Origin of the sequence: Kitasatospora sp. NPDC097605 (assembly GCF_040302725.1) — a bacterium.
In the GTDB taxonomy this organism is placed as follows: Bacteria; Actinomycetota; Actinomycetes; order Streptomycetales; family Streptomycetaceae; genus Kitasatospora.
This window is the reverse complement of the sequence record NZ_JBEOSF010000036.1, coordinates 59,885-76,676: the sequence shown is the minus strand read 5'-3', so window position 1 is coordinate 76,676 and position 16,792 is coordinate 59,885. Positions and strand designations below refer to the sequence as shown.

Sequence of the window (16,792 nt, the reverse complement as noted above, 5' to 3'; positions counted from 1 at the left end):
AGAAAATTTCCGCCGTTCTGCAAGAAACTCCTGCGGAGAGCACGCGAAGGTGATTTCATGAAACCAGGAAATACCCGCCTACGAAAGGAGCGCACATGCGCACCAGCACGACCCCCGCCGTCAACCCCACCCCCAACGACGACGACACCGACGAGGAGACCGCGGCCCCCGCGCTGCGCCCCCTCACCGCCGAGGAACTGCCGGCGCTCAGCAACGTTTCCGGCTGACCTCGGCCCCGGGCCCGGCCGTAGTGGCCGGGCCCGGGCCCACCCAACAGCCCCACCCCCCAGGAGCACCACGTGCCGCCCTACCAGCAGCCCCGCGTCCGCACCGAGCACGCCCCCTACCGGCACCGCGGGGAGATCCGCCTCGCCTCGATCCCGCCGCTCGCCGACGCCTACCCCGACGACCCGTGGCTCTGGACCCTGCTGGAGGCCCTCGACGGCACCCGCACCCCCGACCAGGCCATCGACCGCGTCCGCAACCACCACCCCGAGGTCCCCGCCGACCTCATCGCCAAGGCGATCGAGGAACTCACCTGGGCCGGCCACCTCGAGGACGCCGCCGACGACCCGGGACCCGCCGTCCCCGGCACCGACTCCGAGCGCTACGACCGCCAGATCCAGTACTGGCGGATGGTCAAGCCCCACGACGACCGCTCCGCCTGGCAGGTCCAGCAGAGCCTCAGCAAGAGGGTCGTCACCATCATCGGTGTCGGCGGCGCCGGGGTGGCCGCCGCCTACGCGCTCGCCGCCAGCGGCGTCGGCCTGCACCTCATCGACCCCGACCTCGTCGAACTGAGCAACCTCTCCCGCCAGCTCCTCTTCACCCGACGCGACATCGGCCAGTTCAAGACCCGAGCCGCCGTCGACCACCTGCGCCGGCTCAACCCCGGCGTCACCATCACCTGCGCCGACGGCAGCGTCACCCACGGCGACGGGTTCAAGAACAACATGATCACCTCGGACCTGACGATCCTGGCCGGCGTCGAACCGCACACCCTCCTCCCGGCCGCCAACCGCGCCGCCGTCGAATCCCGCTCCGTGTGGATCGACACCGGCTACCACGGACCCGTCGTCAGCACCACCCTCTACGCGCCCGACACCGCCACCGCCTGCTGGGAGTGCCTGCGCCGCGCCGACGCCACCCAGAGCGGCCTCGGCGACCTCACCGGCGAGGACCTGGTCCGCGCGCTCCCGCGCCCCCTCGGCCAGAACGCCCCGGCCACCGCCATCACCGCGATGCTCGCCGGCACCTACGCCGCGCACGCCGCCCTCGCCCACCTCACCGGCACCTCCCCCTGGCCCGCCGGCGCCGTGCTGCAGCACAACCTGATCACCAACACCCAGCGCACCATCACCCACCCGCGCGACACCGCCTGCCCGGCCTGCGCCCGATGACCACCGGAGACCCCGCCGTGCTCACCACCGACACCAACCGGCCCCCCCTCTCCCGGGCCGCCCGGTGGCCGTTCCTCGCCGACCTGCCCCGTCTCCTCGCCGCCCACGACCGCAACCGTCCCCAGCACCACCCCGGCCTCCTCCAGCCCGACAGCCTCTTCGGCTGGGACGCGCTCAACACCATCCTCGGCCACCAGCACCTGGAGCCACCGCAGCTCCAACTCGCCAAGGACGGCCGCTACCTGCCGGCCGACACCTACACCCGGCCCGTCACCCTGCGTCCCGGCGTCACCCAGCACCGCATCGACCCCGCCGCGTTCTACGAGCGCCTCACCGCCGGCGCCACGCTCGTCCTCGACGCCGTCGACCACCTCCACCCCGGCCTGCACCACTTCGCCGCCGGCCTGGAGGCCCAGCTCCGCACCAACGTCACCGTCAGCGCCTACGCCTCCATCCAGCCCGACCCCTCCTTCGGCCAGCACTGGGACGACCACGCCGTCCTGGTGCTTCAGCTCGCCGGCACCAAGCGCTGGACGATCCACGGCCCCACCCTCCCCAACCCCACCGCCGCCACCCGCTCCCTCGCCCCGCGCCCCGACGGCGACGAGGAACTCGACCTCACCCTGCGCCCGGGCGACGCCCTCTACGTCCCGCGCGGCTGGTGGCACCTCGTCAGCGCCTCCAACGGGCCCAGCCTCCACCTGACCTGCGGCCTCACCCCGCACACCGGGCTCGACCTCATCACCTGGCTCGCCTCCGACCCCGACCTCTCCGCGCTGCGCGCCGACCTGCCCGCCGCCGGCGACCAGGACACCGCCGACTACCTCCAGGCCCTCCACACCCAACTCGGCGAAGCCCTCCGAGACCCGGCCGTCGTCCGCCGCTTCACCGCGGCCGCCGACCGCGCCGCCCCCGTCCGAACGGCCCTGAGCCTGCCCCACATCGTCCCCTCCATCCCCCTCGACCCCGCCACCCCGGTCACCCTGCTGGCCACCCGCCTGCGCACCAACATCACCCCCACCGGCCAGACCCAGCTCCACGCCAACGGCATCGGCTACGAACCCCCCGCCCTGCTCGTCCGCATCATCGAGCCGCTGAAGAAACGCGACAGCGCCACCATCGCCGAACTCGCGGACGCCGCCCAGATCCCGCTCGCCCGGACCGCCCAGCTGACAGCCCTCCTCATCCGCCAGGGCCTGGTCGCCCTCGCGGACCAGCCGTAGGCCACCACCCGGAAAGGAGCCCAACCATGGCCCACGGCCCCGCCGAACAGGCCCGCATCGACCGGGTGCACGCCGGCAGCCAGCACGCCGAGGCCCTGCTCCTCAAGGCCGGCACCCGCGTCACCTCCCACAACACCCCGCAGGACAGCCCCCGCTGGTACCAGGACACGCTCGCCGCCCTCCAACAGGCCGGCCGGGACGGAACCGCCAGCAAGTGCCCCCACCTCGCGCACCCCCAGCCCACGGCCTTGCTCGCAGAGCAGCCGGACAAGCTGCTCTGCTGGAACTGCTACGAGCAGAGCCGCCCCGTCCGCCGGTGCCACCTCTGCAAGGCGCCCGCCGGAACACAGTCGCTGCACGGCGGCATCGAGTCCGTGGTCCGCGGTCCCGCCGTGGTGTACTCCCGCATCCTCTGCCCGTCCTGTGCCAACCCCGGCCCCACCGAGCCGGCCGGCACTTTCGGCAACGGCCGGTAGAACCCCGCCGGGGGCCGCCCACACGGCGCGGCCCCCGGCCCCAGTCAGCCCAGTTCTTGGCATTTCAGCAGCTCAAGATGCATATACCGGGCCCGTTAATATTGGAACAGTGCCATCGGACACACCCAAGGAGTCCCGCGTGCCGGCCACCCCGCCCCGCCAACGCCCCACCGTTCGCGACCTCGAAGCCGCGTACACCGCCCTGCTCAGCACGCCGGACCTCACCCCCGAGCGCGCCCGGCAGTACACCGCCGTCATGAACGAGGTGCGCCGGGCCGTCCAGGGCGCGGGCAGAACCCTCCCAGCGCGGGCGGCACTGACCGACGACGCCCTCGACGCCTTCTTCGCCGCTGCCGAGGACGGGCAGTACCGCACCGCGCCGCGGGGCGAAGGAGAGACCGCCAAGGTCACCAACCGGGTCCGGATCGGCTGCATCAACGCCCTCTCCGACCTCGCCGGCCGCCCGCTAGCCCTCGCGCACCGCTCGGCAGCACCCGCAGCCCGGCCCGGCCTGACCCCGCACCAGGCCAGGGCCCTGCGCGCCTACACCGACCGGCAGAACCAGAACGACCACCTGGACCCGGACCACCGCCGGATCGTCCTGGCCTTCGGTCTGGTCCTCGACACCAAGGCGCGATCGGGCGAGCTCGCCGCCATGCTCACAAGCGACCTCGACGAGAAGCCCGGCACCGACAGCCGGCCGCCGATCGCCACCGCCATCCTGCGCCTCAACCCGCAGCGCCGCCCGAGCCCCGAGCGGATCCCCACCACCCCGATCGATCTCCACCCCTACACCCGCGACTCGCTGAGCCGCTGGCTACCCGAACGCGAGCGCCTGGTCGCCGAACTGCGTGCCTGGCACCGCCAACACCCGGACCAGGACGTCGACCCACACCACGACTTCCTGTTCGTCAGCCTCAAGCCGAACCACACCGGCGGGACGCCATCACCCGAAGGCGGGACCCCCCTGCGCCCGGCCGGCATGCCGCTCGAAGCGCAGGGGTTCCGCCGGGCTCTGATCCGCGCCGCCCACAGAATCGCCGCCGACCGCGCCCGCCAGTTCAACACCACAGCCGCCCGAATCCCCCCGATCGAGCAGCTCCGCAAGGTTGTGTGAACCATGGGGGTGGGGGAGAGGCCTTGGTAGCCCGGTAGCGTCAGGATCGCTGCGACTCCCGACGAACGGAGCACCCCATGCTGACCGCGCACTTCTACCCCTCGACCGCTGATGAGATCACTGGGCAGAGCGAGACCGTGGAGATCCACACCGACGATGCGGACGTCATCGCGGACGACGTTGAGGTACGCGATCACCCGGAGGTCACGTTGACGGATGCTCAGCGGGACGCCGTCCTGGCCCGGATGCACTTCCGCCGCGTCGGTGCATGGGTTGCGCAGCCAGATGGCAGGGCCAACGCACCCGTCGAACCCGTGAGCCCGCTCCGTACAGCCTGACGGCATCTGCTCAGACTGCAGCGGAACCGTCGGGCCGCAGGCGGGAAACCTCTTCGCGCAGCCGGACGACCTCTCCGCGCATCGCGTTCGCGGCCTGTACGGCGTCGACGACCTGGCGGCCAGCCTCGACCAGCTGGGCCTGCGCTGCAGCGAGCAACTGCTGGTGCTCGGCGAGCTGGACCTGAGCGGCCGCCAGTTGGTGTTCGGTCTGGACGAGCTGGCGCTGCGCTTCGGCGTGCTGCTCGTTCAGGAGCCGCCGTTCCTCGCGAAGGCGCGCGGACTCGGCCAGGGATGCGGCGAGCTGCTGCTGCACCTCTCCCAGCTGCTGGCTGAGGCGGGCCCGCTCGGCGGTGAACTCCGCCTGGAGCTGGCGCCGCTCCTCCTGGAGGGCGGCGCGTTCCTCCTGGAGGTCGTCGGTCAGCAGGCGGTAGCCGTCCTGGACGGTCGTGCGGCGGCGGATGAAGAAGTCGCCCACCGCCGTCAGGAGACCGCCCGCACCCGCTGAACCGACCACGGTGGCGATCTCGGCAACGGTGGGCATGGTGTCTTCCTCGGAGTCAGGCCGGCGTTACCGGCGGGAGCGGGCGCTGGTGGCGCGCTCGAGCGCCGGCGCGATGCCGGACGGCTTGAACACCGTGCTGTAGGCGGTCGCGGACACCAGCACGGTCAGCAGCACGGTGGACAGGACGCCGCGGCCGGTGAAGGCGCCGGCGAAGTAGGCGATGCCGATGCCGATGAGGGCGCTGGTGCCGATGGCGACGCTGGTGCGGGCCGGCTTCGGCCAGGTCGGCTGCTGGACCACGGAGGTGGCCAGCGGGGAGAAGAAGGCGACGATCGCGGCCCAGAGCTGGGCGTCGGTGAGCTGGAACAGCGAGTCCATGACAGGTACCTCCGTGGCGGGATGAGGATCGGATTGGGCGGGGCCCTGGGGCGGCCCGGCCGGGTTCAGCAGGCCCGGCCGCCCCCAGGGGTGGGGTCAGAGCTGGTCGATGACCGCCCAGGAGCGGGCGCCGACCAGGCCGTCGTGGCCGTTCTCGCCGGCGTCCCAGGTCTCCGGGTTGTTGCGCAGCGCGTACCGGACCAGGGCGCGGGTCTCCTCGCCGTAGTAGCCGGTCGCGCCGTTCGGGTTGAGCTCGCCGGCCTTCGCCGCGCCGACGGCGTAGCGCAGGCGCAGCTGCAGGCGGGTGATGGCGTCGGTGGTGTAGCCGTAGCGGACCGGCGGGGAGCCGGGCCAGGCGCCGAGGGTGCCGCGCTCCCCGTACGGGGCGCGGATGTTCTCGCCCTTGCCGTTGACGAGGTAGTCCCAGGTGGTGGGGCCGGGGATGCCGTCGGCGTCGGCTCCGTACCAGCCCTGGGCCTTCTGGAACGCCTCGGTGGCGGACCGGTCGGCCTCCGACCAGGCGGGGCCGGGGCCCTCGCTGTAGAAGCGGGCGCCGCCGCGCCGCACGAGCATCTGGCCGAGCTGGGTGACGTGCCAGTTGTTCGCGCCGGGCCCGAACTGGTCGGCGCCCGGGTAGGCGTTGGGGTCCGGGGCCGGCTGCGGCTCCGGGGCCGGGGCGGGGATGTCGTTGCCCTTGCGGTTGACGAGGTAGTCCCAGGTGGTGGGGCCGGGCAGGCCGTCCGCGTCCGGGCCGGACCAGCCCTGGGCCTCCTGGAAGGCGCGGCACGCCGCCCGGTCCGCGTCGCTCCAGCGCGGGCCGGGGCCCTCGCTGTAGAAGCGGCCGCCGCCGCGGGCGACCAGGAGCTCGCCGAGCCGGGTGACGTGTGCGTTGTTCGCGCCGTCGCCGAACTGCCCTGCGCCGGGGTAGGCGTTGGGGTCGGCCGGCTGCTGCGGCTCCGGCGCGGGCGCGGCCGCGCCGCCGGGGACCTTCGCGATGTCCAGGGCGCCCGGGTCCCAGTGGTCGTTGCCCGGGACGTGGCAGTGCCCGTAGTGCCCGGCCTTGGTCTGCCAGACCTGGCGGGAGCGGTTGGACGGCGCGGACGGCGAGCCGACGGGCGGCCCGGCCGGCCAGTCGTCCGGCACGCCGTGCGCCCGCGCGGCCGCGAGCAGCCGCTGGAAGTTGGGTTTCTGGCTGGGGTCGAAGCCGTCGGTCCACGGCTGGCCGGCACGGGCGACCACCTCGACCTGGATGTTGACCGCGCCTTCGCGGTTCGTGCGCCGGGTTCCGTCGTTGCGCAGCGCCCGGCCGGAGCGGGTGAGCGGCCCGAACTGGCCGAGCCGGTCGGAGGCGGGGTCGTAGAGCACCTGGGGCTCGGTGCCGGCCGAGATCAGGTAGGACCCCATCGAGGTGAAGTACCCGGATCCCGACGGGCACTCGGTGGTGTGCCAGGTGACGCGCGGCCCGGACTCCGGGTGGTCCATGGCGCCGCCGATCGCCTGCCCGCCGAGCCGCTCGGCGCCGTCGATGTACGCCGGGCCGGCGAGCTTGCGCGGCCGCCGGGTCGTGGCGGCCGGGCCCGGATCGGCCGGCTCGCGGACCTCGTACGGGGCGGCGTCGACCGGCACGTAGTAGTCGAGGTCGCCGTCCGGACGCAGCACGTACCAGGCGCCGGCCAGCCGCGGGTGCTCCTTGAGCGGGCGCGGCTCGTCGGTCTCCCAGGAGGCTTCGGCGATCGCCCTGACGGTGTCGGCGTGCGCCTGGTCGACGGTGCCGCAGTAGGTGGTGGTGCCGTCGGGGTGGATGACGGCGGCGTGGAGGTCGGACACGGGGTCCCCCTTCGCGGGTGAGGGGCAGGCGGGAGGAGAGCGGGGTGCGGCCGGCGGCGGGCCGGTCAGGCCGCGCCGGGGAGCTGGAGCTGGATGACGTCGATCTCGCGGCGCAGCTCGGCGTAGAGCGACAGCGGCATCAGGAAGTCCCCGTCCAGGCCCCAGGAGGCGCCCCAGGAGTTGCGCACGCGCAGCAGGGTGCGCTCCAGGACGGGGATGCGGTGCGGGACGTCGTCCCAGGCGATCTGTTCGATCCCGAGCACGCAGACCTCGTGTCCGCCGGCGACCGGGGAGCGCTGCCAGTCGGGGAGCTCGCCGAGGTTGCCGTTCGACGGCGGGGTGAAGAACGCGTCGTGCCAGGGCATGCCCATCAGCACCGGCCCGTGCTGCAGCAGCTCCAGGAGACCGGAGACGCCGGTGGCGTGCCGGTAGGAGTTGATGAGGCCGCGTGCGTGCAGGGCGCGGGCGACGCCGAGGCCGCTCGAGCCGCAGTCGTCTTCGGGCCACTGGCGGGCCAGCCACTCGTCCTGGCGGGTCGCCTCGGAGTAGAGGCGGATCGCCCACTCCTCGGCGGCGACGGCGTCGGTGAGGTCGAGGCCGATGGTCTCGCACATCTCGGCGCCGATGACCGCGGACAGGGCGGCAGTGGCGGCGTTGGCGGTGCAGGAGCCGAGCGCGTCGACGTCCTCGGGGGTGTCGGCCAGCAGGCTGGTGCGGATGCCCTGCTGGTGCAGGTGCTGCTGGTCCAGGACCGGCACCTTCGGCTGCCAGTGCACGACCTCGGGCCGGACGTTGCAGCCCAGCTCCAGGTGGCGCAAAGAGCGGGCGTCGAGGACCTGGTGGCGGCCGAGCGCGGGGTGGTGGTCGTACAGGCGCACGTGGACGCCGTGCGTGGTGGTCATGCTGGTGTGCTCCCCCGGGGACCGAAGCGGACGGCTTGGTGGTGGCCCGGGGCAAGGCCCGGGCGTCCCTCGGGGGATGGAGCGGCCGCGGTAGGGCGGCGGCGGACGGAGGGTCGCCCGCCATGATCAATCATAAGGTGTGGCAGGGGTCCGGCGGTTCGCGTCAACCCCTGCCGGCCGGGCGGTCAGTCCTGGTCCCAGACCACCCGGCCGAAGGACACGAACCCGTCCGTGATGGTGCTCGGGGCGACGACCTCGATGCGTCGGTCCGGGTGGATGAAGGCCTGCACGGCCCCGGTCCGGCCGGCCGCGAGGGGGAAGATCTCGGGATTGGCCAGCGGCTGGTAGCCGTCGGGCACGAGGCCGATCACGCCGCTGGCGAAGCCGGCGGGCAGGCTGGCCGCGCCGCGCATCTTGACCGAGCCGTCGGCCTGCCGCTTGACCTGCACCGGCTTGTAGCCGGCCAGGTTCGCGAACCCGGGGTTGAAGGTGACGTTCTGCCAGGTCTCGCCGGAGGTGATCCGGGAGCCGCCGCCGAGTACGAGGTCGCCGCCGGGGCCGACCTGCACGTCCCGCTGGAACTTGGCCGGCCGGTTGGTGAACAGCCCGTCCACCGGGTCGATGGTGAGCAGGGCGTCCCCGACCTGGGCGGTGAGGCCGTCCGGGCCGATCGCGAGCCGGCCGTGCTTCGCCGGGTTGTCCTTGTCGCGGACGTCCAGCGCGATGCCGCCCTGCTGACCGCCGGTGGCGGCGTTGCCAGTGAGGGTCGCGGAGCCGGTCAGGTCGGTGCCGGTGGCGGCCTCCAGGGCGAACTCGGTCCGGCCGGCGAAGCCGCGGGGTGCGCGCTCCAGGACGTCCAGGCGGCGGATGATGTCGGCGAGGGTCCTGCCGAGGTTGTCAGGCAACGGTGCTCCCGTAGGTGAAGGACCCGGATGGCTCCAGGTCGATGACGTAGGTGTCGGTGGCGGTGCGGGTGGTCCAGCCGACGATGCGCATCCAGGTGTCGATGTCCGCCCACCTGTTGTGCACGATCACGCGCACGTCGTCGCCGACCTGCCAGGACAGGGCGGGCGCCGCCTTGTGATGGCGCACGACGATCTGCTCGACGGTGCCGAACTGCTGGCGGCCGATCCGGGCGGAGCGGGTCAGGGAGTTCAGCAGCGCCTGGTCCGAGACGTCCGGGCGGGTGAGGACGCTCTCCAGGCGCAGCCGGCCGTCGCTGACGATGTCGCCGGCCCGGACCGCGGTGGCGCCCTCCCCCGCGCCGATGCCGATGACCGTGTTCGAGTAGCTGTCGAAGTCGTAGACGACGGTGGGGTTCTCCACGATGTTCACGCCGGTCGCGAAGGCGATGTCGAAGCGGCGGCGGCCGAGCCGCGGGTAGGCCAGGCGCACGCGCCGGATCGGCCGCCCGTCCGGCCCGGTGTCGACGCCGTGGGTGTACTCGGGGTGGTCGGCGACCTGCACGGCAGTGGAGACGACCTCGGCGAGCTTGACGTAGTTCCACCAGGGGTAGGTGAGGGGCTGCTCGGCGGTGCCGATCTTCGCCGGGCTGGACGCCTCGTCGACGACCACCCGGATGTCGCCCTCCGGCGCGGCCCGGGAGTAGTCCCACGCGTCCCGGATCAATCGGCACGGATCGGCCTCGATGTAGGGGCCGCGGCCGGCGAGGTCGCCGTGCAGGTCGTGCCGGTGTTCGAGGTAGCTGGGCCAGCCGGCTCCCTCGACCGCGAACGCCTCGCCCTCCGGGGCCAGGCGCCACAACATGTACCCGTCGCGCAGCTGGTGGTCGCGTTCGATGTAGACGGTCGTCGCCCGATCGGTGAACAGGGCCGGGTTGGCGCGCACGAACCGCGGCTTGAGGACGGCCCGGAAGGATCCCGCCGAGTTGAGGCCCGGGCCGAACTCGACGTCCTGGAAGGGCACGGCCGGGTGCAGCAGCTCGTCGGTCAGGGTGTCGGCCAGCACGTACCGCCACAGCGCGGTCGTCACAGCAGGCCCTCCACCCACTCGATGTCCAGCACCGCGGCGGTGGCGCCGTTGGTGTCGATCGTTCCCGGGTCCGGGTACACCAGCGTCTGCAGCTTGAGGTTCTGGGTGGTGCCGCGCATCGCCTGGGGGATGTCCAGGACGTCGGCGATGATCTGGTGCGCGCGTCGGAAGCCGGCGCCGCCGTCGTCATCGATCTGCGCGGACGCGCCGACCGTCGTGCCCAGGACGTGCCGCATCTCGGCGAACACATTGCCGCCCGACAGCCGCAGGCCCGCAAGGGTGGTGACGAGGTTGGCGGTGGTCGCCCAGGACGGGACGGCAAGCTGCCACAGCGCGGCGGCCGGCCAGTTCACCCACGCACCGCCCGTGTCGACGATGGGGTCGTAGGGGAAGCCGACGTGCGGCATCAGGCGCCGCTCCCGGCGGGGGTTGGCGATGGAGCGCAGGTCCTTCACCATCCCGGCCGTGATCACGGAGGTCCCGGCCGGCATGTCGAAGCGGGCCAGCGGAATCGCCGTCCACCCGGCCGGCGGCACCGTCGCGGCCGAGCCGACGTTCGAGGCGACCTGGAACTCCACCGTGGCGTCCGTCGCCGGGTTGCGCCCGCCCTCGTACTCCGGGTCGAGAACGCGCACACACAGCATGTCGGAGCGGGCGGTGGAACCGGTCGGAGCGACCGGGACGTTCGCGACGGCGGTGTTGTAGAAGCTGTAGTGGCCCTGCCAGGTGTCCATGCGGCCCTTGGCGATGCCGGAGCCGGCGGCCACCTGAACCTGGGCGCCCGGCACGCCGAGCGCGCTGACCTTCAGATCGCCGCCGCCGCCGACGCCTTCGTTGCCCTGCGCCAGGTCGCGGATCATCAATCTGAAGGTCTGCGCGGGGTGGGTCGCCCCGTTGACCATGAGCGGGGTCTTCGCCAGCGCCATCAGAGGCTCTCCTTCTTCAGCGTCTTCCAGGCCGGCCACCAGGTGACGGTCAGCTGCGCGGTGTTCGTCGGGTCGGTGGCTTCGAACTTCAGGTGGTTGATGCCGGGCGGAAGGTCGAACTCGTCGATGCGGTCGCCCCAGCGCAGCAGCACGGCCCGGGAGGCGCCGGCGTCGTCCAGGACAGTCCGCCAGCCGGGCCGGGTGTCGATCTCGATCCACTGCCCGGCCAGCAGCGCCACGTCCAGCGCGAGGGAGCGGTCGCTCTCCATGTGGGTGATCACGGGGTTGACGCACGGCCCGTTGACGCGCAGCACAGGCCACGTCGGCGCCGTGCCCGGGTTGGCGACCGACTTCGGGAGCTGATCGGTCGGCACGGCCGCAGTGACCACCGGGGCGACGACGGGCGCGACGAACCCGCCGCGGCTGAGAGCCCCCAGCGGGATCTGCCGCTGCTCCATCTCGCCGTAGAAGAGGGGGTCGGTGGCGAGGAACTCGATGTCCAGCGGGATCCAGCCGTGGACCGCGTCCTCCTGCGTCTCCTCGCACTTCCGCAGCCGGCCGCGCAGGGTGCGCGGTTCCCGGCCCGGGTACTTCAGCGTCAGCTCCACCGTCTCCCCGGCGAGCAGGCGCACACCGTCCGGATCGGCGTGCTCCTGGAGCTCGGCGAGCAGGTCCAGCGCGGCCGCCGCGTCGCCGACGCAGCGGATCCCGCAGTCGATCCGCACCAGGCGCCCGCCGTACTGGTCGGCACCCGGCCGCAGGCCGTCCTCCCCTGCGGGCTCCACGTCGTTGGTGCGCTTCTCCGGCAGGCCCGCCGCCACCATGTCGCGGATCACCACGTTGGTGCCGGCGCCGATCCGCACGCCGGCGAGGTCGTGCTGCCAGTCGATCAGCTCGGTCATCGGCGGGTGCCTCCTGCCCGCTGGGCCCGGCGGACCTGGTAGGAGACCGCGGAGGCGATCTCCCGCTCGGAGGCGCCCGGGCGCTGGACGTTGATGGTCTGCTGGCCGATCAGCGGCTGCCCCTGCGCCTGGTCCCGGACGACGACGACCGTGGTCGACGTCGGCCGGGCGACGAGCTTGGCGGCGAGCGGTGCCGGGAGCTGCGGCATCGTCGGCCGGGCGGTGGCGTAGGAGCGCGGCGCCTGCCCGGCCAGGCCGCCGTCCGCGTACGCGCGAGGCCGGGCACCGAGGCCGTAGACGACCTGGCCGCCGAACCGGCGGGCGACCTCGTCCAGGATCTTCTCCGACCGGCCGCGCTTCGACGCGGCGAGCGGGATGTAAGCCTCGCCACCGGTCTCGTCCTCCGCCCACACCCTCCAGGTACCGGGCCGGGCGATCTGGGCAATGTGCCGCTCCCGGTTCGCGCCCTGAGCGAGCCGGCGCCCGGCCGCCGCGTCGAGGCCGCCGCCGGCGAACGCCTTGGCCCGGATACCGCCGTTGGCGAAGGCCTCGCGGATCCCGCCGTCCGCCTCGATGTCGCGGTTGGCCTGGGTCATGCGCATGCGGGTGCCGGCCACCTCGTTCACGGTCACGGTGACGGTCTTGTTCCGCAGGCCGTTCAGCGCGCCCTGGATCTTGTCGATGTTGTCCTGGGCGTTGTCGGTCTTCGCGGTGACCTTGACCTCCCCGCCGGGCAGCGTGGTCACCTTGAACCCGAGATCCTTCAGCGCCTGCTGCGCCTCGGCGGTCAGCGCGTGGACCGTGACGCTCTTGTCGTTGGTGGCCCGGAGTTGCCTCTGAACCTCGGTGAGTCCGCTGATCGCGTTGAACGTCTTGGCGTCCATGGTGATCGTCTTGTCCGCAATGCCGGACTGCGTGACGATGACCTGCTCCAGATCCGCGCGCGCCTTGTCGGTGATCGCGCTGATCTTCACCTGCCGCGTGCCGGGGATCGTCTCCACCGTCAGCCCGAGCGAACGCAGCATCACCTGCGCCTGTTCCGAGAGCGCCTCCACCTTGATCTCCACGGCCTTCGGCTGCGCCTTGACCTGCGACTGCACCGCCAGCAGGTCAGCGAGGGTGGAGTCGACACCTTCCGTCTTCAGCAGCAGGGCCACCTGGTTCGGAATCAGCCCCAGGCTGTCGGCGACCTTCCCGGCCTCCTCCTCCGTGAGCCCGTAGGAGCGGGCCAGGTCGATCGCCGCACTGCGCCCCTTCGCCATCTGATCCGCGGCTGCCTGGATCGACTTGGTGACGTTCTCGCCGTGGGCCTTCGCGAACTCGAATGCCTGCACGGAGGCCGAGGTGGTGGCGTCGGTGATCGAGTTCAGGTTGTTGTACAGCGTCTGGCCGTTGCGGCTGGTCGTGGTGAGCGCGCCGGAGGCGTCGATGAGGGACTTGCCCCACCCTTCGGTCGACTCGATGCCGTCCTTGATCGCGTCGGTGCCGGCCAGGATCGCCGCGTTCAGCCGGGCCTCGGCGGCCTGCATGCTGACCTGCCCGCCGTTCAGGATGTCCAGCGCTTCCTTGAGCGAGCGGGTGCGCTGGTCGGCGTCACCGGTCTTGTCCGCCAGCCCCTGGACCGACTTCTTCAGCTTGTCGAACGCGGTGCTGCCGTCGCTGGCACCGTTGCGCTGGGCCTCTGCCAGTCGCTTGACGTTGTCGATCGACTCCTGCAGATCGCCTTTCACGTCGCCGAGCGCGTCGGAGGCGCGCTTGGCGTTGAGGCCGATGTCGTTGTACACGTACGTGGCGCCGGCCGACGTGGTGACCATCGTCTTGTTGGCTTCGGCGGTCGCCTTGAGCCGGTCCTGGAGCGCCTGGAGGCTGCCGCCCTGCCCGAGGTAGGCGTCGGTCAGCTGGCCCATCGACACGCCGGCCTTCTCCAGCGTCTCGACCAGCTTCTGTTTCCCGTCCTTGACCTTGGTGTCCATCAGCACCATCGCCGCCTGCTTGCGGACGTTGTCGTCGACGACACCGCCGGAGTCCCGCAGTGCGCTGGTCAGCGACTTGACGCGCTGCTGGTGCTCCTGCGCGGCCTGCGCGGCCTGCTGCTGGTGGCGCGCCAGCATCGACAGGGCGAGCCCCGCGCCGAGCATGACCACGCCCCACGGCCCGCCGAGGAAGTTCACCAGGCCCTTGCCGGCGCCGACGAGCCCGGTGGTGATCGCCGAGCCGGCACCGAGCACACCGCCCGTGAAGCCACCGACCCGCCCGTGCGCGTCACGGAATGCGGCGCCCATCTGCCCGACGATCGGGATCCGGCTCTCCAGGGCGGCCATGGCTCCGCCGAAACGGCCGAGGCTCTGCCCCGCGTCGTCGGCGAGCCGACGTTGGTAGGCGATGGCATCGCCAAGGCCTCGCCAGGCGCCGGTCACGTGGCCGCCGACCCGGTTGCCCACGTCATCCAGGACCGGACCGACCCGGCGGGCGAGCAGCATGGAGGCGATGGCGCCCTGTGCCCACCACGGCAGTTCACCGAGCAGGCTGATGACGTGCCCGATGCCCTGACCGATGGGCACCAGGACCCGGGAGACCTGGACGATGCCGTCGGCGGCGTAGTCGAAGCCGGTGACGAGAAGGTCCAGGACGCCAACGCTCTGCTGGCCGTCGCGGTTGAACGAGCCAAGGGCGCGAACGATCGGCTCGACCGCCCGGCCGACGTTGCGCAGCACGTCCGCGCCGGCCCGAGCGGCGGTGAACAGCGCGTGGAGCACGGACGCGGCCACGTCGAACGCTGCGTCCTTGAAGGCGCTGCCGAGCCCGTTCACGTACCCGGAAGCCTTGCCGAGTCCGGAGCGGAACTGTGCGGCGACCTCAGGCCCGTACAGGGTGACGAGGTCGTGGCCGTAGGCGATGACGCCGCGCAGCGCCGGGGTGCCCTCGGACAGCATGCGCGTCATGCCGCGGGTCGCCCACTCCAGGCCGGGCGACATCTCGGTGTACAGCTCGATGCCGGTCTGCTTGACCTGCGTCTTGAGCTGGGTCATGGCGCCGGCCAGGCCCTTGCCCTTGGCCTCGGCGATCTGCGCGGCCGCGCCGGACTGGCGCACGGCTTCGTTGAGCGCGTCGAAGCTGTCGAGGCCCTGGTGCGCGAGCGCCATGGCCCCGCCCATGGCGGGCTTGCCGAAGGCGGCGCCGATCGCGGCCGTGAAGTCCTTCTCAGAGAGGGTGTGCGCGGAGTCCTGGAGCCGCTCGACGACGTACCGCAGGCCCTTGAACCGGCCCTCGGTGTCCCAGGCCTCGATGCCGAGCGTCTTGAGGCCGGCGGCGGCCGCCTTCGACGGCTTCGCCATGTTGGTGAGGATGCCGCGCAGCGCGGTGCCGGCGGTGGAGCCGAGGATGCCGGCCTTGCCCATCATGCCGACAGCGGAGGCGGCTTCCTCCATGCCGATGCCGAGCGAGTGGGCGACCGGCCCGGCGTACTTCATGCTGTAGTAAATGTCGACAATGTCGCCGGATGCGTTGTTCGCCGTCGCCGCGAGGATGTCGGCGGCCCGGGACGCCTGGTCGGCGCCGAGACCGAACTGGTCCATCATGTCGCCGAGATACTTGGCGGTGTCAGCGGCATTGAGGTTCGCGGCGGCCGACAGCTGCAGGGACGCGCGCGACGCGTCGATCGCCTGCTCAGTCCTGAAGCCGGCTTTGGCCAGTTCCACCATCGACTCGGCGGCGTCGGCGGACGTCGCGGTCGGCAGCTTGAGGTCCCCGCCGAGCTGGGTCGCAGCGGCCGCCGCCCGGACCATCTGGACCCTGTTGGCGTTGGTCACCGCACCGAACGTGTTCAGGCCCTGCTGGTACTCGTTCCCGGCCTCCAGAACGTCGTGCGCACCCATGATCAGCGCCCCGCCGGCGAGCATCGAGCCCATGCTCAGCAGGCCGTCCTTAACCCGGTCGACCGCCTTGCCGACCCGGCCGAGGTGCTCGTCCCCAGCATCTCCGATCCGCCGCAGGCCGCTGGTGGAACTGGAGGCCGCAGAGTCGAGGCTGCGCACCTCCCGGGTGGCGCTGCGCAGCGCCCCGACCAGGCCCCGCAGTTCAGCGTTCGCAGCCTGGGCGCTGGTGGCGACGGAGCGCTGAGAGCGGGCGGAGGACTGACCGGCGGCCGCCGTCTCCCGCAGATGGGTGGCGGCGGTGTTCGCGGCCTGGCCGTGCTCGCGCACCCGGGCGGCCGCCGTGTTCGCGGCCTCCCCGGCCTGGCGCTGCTGGGTGCCGGCGTACTGGGCGTCCCGGCCCATGGCCCGCAGGTCGCTGCCGGACTGCCGGGCCAGATCCCCCGCTCGGCGCTGCTGGGTGCCGGCGTACTGGGCGTCCGTGCCCAGGTCCCGGACCCGGCGGGACGAGCGCTGGGACTCGTCCCCCAGGGAGCGGACTCCGCGCTGGCCGGTGGCGGCGGCCTGGCCGAAGGCCCGGACGTCGGTGCCGGCCTGTCGGGCGTAGTCACCGGCCCGGCGTTGCTGGGTACCGGCGTACTGGGCGTCCCGGCCCATCGCCCGCAGGTCGCTGCCGGACTGCCGGGCCAGATCCCCCGCGCGGCGCTGCTGGGTGCCGGCGTACTGGGCGTCCGTGCCCAAGTCCCGGACCCGGCGGGACGAGCGCTGGGACTCCTCCCCCAGCGCACGTACACCGCGCTGGCCGCTCGCCGTATCCCGGCCGAGGGCGCGCGCGTCCCGCCCTGCCTGCTGGAGGGCGTTGGCCATGTCGCGGCCGTCGCCCTTCAGCCGCAGGAGCAGGTTCCACTCCGCACCCACCCTGGGCCTCCTTCGTCAG

General features: G+C 72.6%; 15 protein-coding genes. 6 read left to right on the top strand and 9 right to left on the bottom strand.

Translation table 11 applies throughout. The features are described from left to right. Nucleotides 1-95 precede the first annotated feature (95 nt). The 6 genes from ABTX81_RS30705 to ABTX81_RS30680 all read left to right on the top strand — a co-directional run bounded on the left by ABTX81_RS30705 (nt 96) and on the right by ABTX81_RS30680 (nt 4,554). Nucleotides 96-227: a hypothetical protein gene (locus ABTX81_RS30705; RefSeq protein WP_350552361.1), complete on the top strand. Its 132-nt coding sequence runs from the start codon at nt 96-98 to the stop codon at nt 225-227. 72 nt (nt 228-299) lie between these two features. Continuing rightward, a complete protein-coding gene (locus ABTX81_RS30700) occupies nt 300-1,400 on the top strand; it encodes a ThiF family adenylyltransferase (protein WP_350552359.1) in 1,101 nt (366 codons plus the stop codon). Beyond that, complete coding sequence (locus ABTX81_RS30695) at nt 1,397-2,623, top strand: JmjC domain-containing protein (RefSeq protein ID WP_350552356.1); 1,227 nt, start codon at nt 1,397-1,399, stop codon at nt 2,621-2,623. Before ABTX81_RS30700 ends, ABTX81_RS30695 begins: the two co-directional genes overlap by 4 nt. Before the next feature lie 26 nt (nt 2,624-2,649). Next, nucleotides 2,650-3,099, top strand: coding sequence for a hypothetical protein (locus ABTX81_RS30690; protein ID WP_350552353.1), 450 nt, complete (start codon nt 2,650-2,652; stop codon nt 3,097-3,099). Between the two features lie 139 nt (nt 3,100-3,238). Continuing rightward, on the top strand, nt 3,239-4,216 hold the full coding sequence (locus tag ABTX81_RS30685; protein ID WP_350552351.1) for a hypothetical protein: 978 nt from the start codon (nt 3,239-3,241) through the stop codon (nt 4,214-4,216). A gap of 77 nt (nt 4,217-4,293) precedes the next feature. After that, nucleotides 4,294-4,554, top strand: coding sequence for a hypothetical protein (locus ABTX81_RS30680; protein ID WP_350552349.1), 261 nt, complete (start codon nt 4,294-4,296; stop codon nt 4,552-4,554). A 10-nt stretch (nt 4,555-4,564) separates the two neighbouring features. Here the strand turns inward: ABTX81_RS30680 and ABTX81_RS30675 are convergent, their stop codons facing one another. From ABTX81_RS30675 to ABTX81_RS30635, 9 genes are all read right to left on the bottom strand, one after another. After that, nucleotides 4,565-5,095: a hypothetical protein gene (locus ABTX81_RS30675; protein WP_350552347.1), complete on the bottom strand. Its 531-nt coding sequence runs from the start codon at nt 5,093-5,095 to the stop codon at nt 4,565-4,567. 27 nt (nt 5,096-5,122) lie between these two features. Beyond that, nucleotides 5,123-5,434, bottom strand: coding sequence for a hypothetical protein (locus ABTX81_RS30670; RefSeq protein ID WP_350552345.1), 312 nt, complete (start codon nt 5,432-5,434; stop codon nt 5,123-5,125). Nucleotides 5,435-5,530: 96 nt separating this feature from the next. Further along, entirely contained in the window at nt 5,531-7,261 is a 1,731-nt protein-coding gene (locus tag ABTX81_RS30665; protein ID WP_350552343.1) for a peptidoglycan-binding protein, read from the bottom strand. 65 nt (nt 7,262-7,326) lie between these two features. Then, complete coding sequence (locus ABTX81_RS30660; protein ID WP_350552341.1) at nt 7,327-8,163, bottom strand: hypothetical protein; 837 nt, start codon at nt 8,161-8,163, stop codon at nt 7,327-7,329. A gap of 185 nt (nt 8,164-8,348) precedes the next feature. Beyond that, nucleotides 8,349-9,068: a hypothetical protein gene (locus ABTX81_RS30655; RefSeq protein WP_350552339.1), complete on the bottom strand. Its 720-nt coding sequence runs from the start codon at nt 9,066-9,068 to the stop codon at nt 8,349-8,351. Further along, nucleotides 9,061-10,155, bottom strand: coding sequence for a hypothetical protein (locus ABTX81_RS30650; RefSeq protein ID WP_350552336.1), 1,095 nt, complete (start codon nt 10,153-10,155; stop codon nt 9,061-9,063). The genes ABTX81_RS30655 and ABTX81_RS30650 overlap by 8 nt, the downstream gene beginning before the upstream one ends. After that, complete coding sequence (locus ABTX81_RS30645) at nt 10,152-11,081, bottom strand: hypothetical protein (protein WP_350552333.1); 930 nt, start codon at nt 11,079-11,081, stop codon at nt 10,152-10,154. Before ABTX81_RS30645 ends, ABTX81_RS30650 begins: the two co-directional genes overlap by 4 nt. After that, nucleotides 11,081-11,983: a phage distal tail protein gene (locus ABTX81_RS30640; RefSeq protein WP_350552330.1), complete on the bottom strand. Its 903-nt coding sequence runs from the start codon at nt 11,981-11,983 to the stop codon at nt 11,081-11,083. Before ABTX81_RS30640 ends, ABTX81_RS30645 begins: the two co-directional genes overlap by 1 nt. Further along, nucleotides 11,980-16,773: a phage tail tape measure protein gene (locus tag ABTX81_RS30635; protein WP_350552327.1), complete on the bottom strand. Its 4,794-nt coding sequence runs from the start codon at nt 16,771-16,773 to the stop codon at nt 11,980-11,982. Before ABTX81_RS30635 ends, ABTX81_RS30640 begins: the two co-directional genes overlap by 4 nt. Nucleotides 16,774-16,792 lie beyond the last annotated feature (19 nt).